General features: G+C 39.1%; 2 protein-coding genes. One reads left to right on the top strand and one right to left on the bottom strand.

From position 1 onward, the window contains the following. The coding region (locus AOM43_RS13690) for a hypothetical protein (RefSeq protein ID WP_059359484.1) at nucleotides 1-352 on the top strand (352 nt) is incomplete at its 5' end. 136 nt (nucleotides 353-488) lie between these two features. Here AOM43_RS13690 and AOM43_RS06165 read toward each other — a convergent pair. After that, a partial coding sequence (locus tag AOM43_RS06165) for an F-box protein (protein ID WP_226987428.1) occupies nucleotides 489-1,635 on the bottom strand: 1,147 nt, incomplete at its 5' end.

The following is a 1,635-nucleotide window of genomic DNA, read 5'->3' on the forward strand; positions in this document are numbered from 1 at the left end:
TAATGATAAAAACCATTTAGAATCTTTAATTTTTCTTATTCGAGAATTTCTTATAAAAAGGCTCCAATTAGATCTTCACCCAAAAAAGTTGATTATTAGAAAATTGACTCAAGGAATCGATTTCGTGGGCTATGTTCTTTTTTTTAAGCATACTTTAGTGCGAACACGAACAAAGCAGCGGATGAAAAAGCGACTAAAAGAGGCGTACGAAATCTTTCTACAAGGGAAAATAGATGGGGTCAGTCTGGATCAAAGACTGCAGTCCTATTTGGGGATTTTATCTCATGCTAATCAGCATACGTTATCTCAAGCTGTAAAAAATGCTTACTGGATAAGAAACCAATGTGATTAAAAATATACACATTAAAAGTAAAATTTAATCACATTGAATAGTCTTGGTTTTTTACTCCCAAAGTCGTTAAATCAAGGACCAAAAAACAAAGAACAAGAACCTTTATCAAAGGCCAAGTGACCAAGAACCAATGACCTTAGAACTTCCGCAGGGCCGCAACGCCAATGCTGCCGCTGACATAGTGGTCGTAGTAGACGCTGAGGCCAGCCGGGGCGAAGCCCCCAACATCCATTTGAAAGCCTTGAACATTCTCTTGACAGCGTGTATAGGTCCATGGACTATCGCTAAATAAGCGATTTTCAGAACGAGAGTACTCTGCCAAAATACAAGTCGCGGCCTCTAAAGTAGTAGGGACTTGGTAAGGGACCCCAGTTGTTTCAGCAAGCTCAGCTACAATATTCTTTTGCTGACTGTAGCTTTTACTTCTGCTTCCTTGAAGGACATCCTTTGTCATCAGCAGCCAAACAGATTCATCGACAGCCTTATCTCCTGATTTATCAACAATTGCTGGCCAAATGTATCTATAGCCAGTGTTACTTGGAAAATATTTTTTTGCAAGCTCTCCAAGTTTTTTTATGGTAAGCCCTTTTGGCATTCTTACCAACACATGAGTTTCTCTAATGCTTTTTCCAGGAAAAGCTGAACGTCTAAGCTCTTCCGCAATATTCTTTGGTAGAGACAGCATTTCTTGTCTCATGTCTACATCTTTTACAAGATCGGTATTCCACTCAGCCCAATTCTTACTACTAAAAGCAATTTCTCGATATATTGCTGACTGCCAAAGAATTGGGACACTTGCACATTGGTTCCATGTCCTACTTACACTCCTACTCACTCCAAGTTCATGGAGATTTAAATAAGAAAAAATGTGGTTAACAACCACCTCGGGAGGAATGATTATACAAGGATCTTTAGCTCGAGGATCGATGACTTGACTTTCTTCTCTAGGCCTATTATTAGCAGGAGGGAAGCATCGATTCCAGCAAGCCTTAACGATAAAGCAAACTAGCTTAAGAACTCCGCAAGCAACAATAGGAACCCAAAGACATTGAGCGATTTTTTTGAGAGTAGTCTGAATGGGTGATTTAAAAAAGTCTTCTGAAATTTTAGCAGTACGATCTCTAGAAGATAAACATGCCGATCCAATTTCATAAGCAACGGAGGCAATGCCTCCCAGAGGAATTAAATTTAAAGCCCAATCTTTTTTTGTCCAACCATCTGTGATGGAATCGCGAAAAAACGGTCTATTATTGTTGATACTCATATATTGTTGACACTCTAAT

This window comes from Parachlamydia acanthamoebae, from assembly GCF_000875975.1.
GTDB lineage: Bacteria > Chlamydiota > Chlamydiia > Chlamydiales > Parachlamydiaceae > Parachlamydia > Parachlamydia acanthamoebae.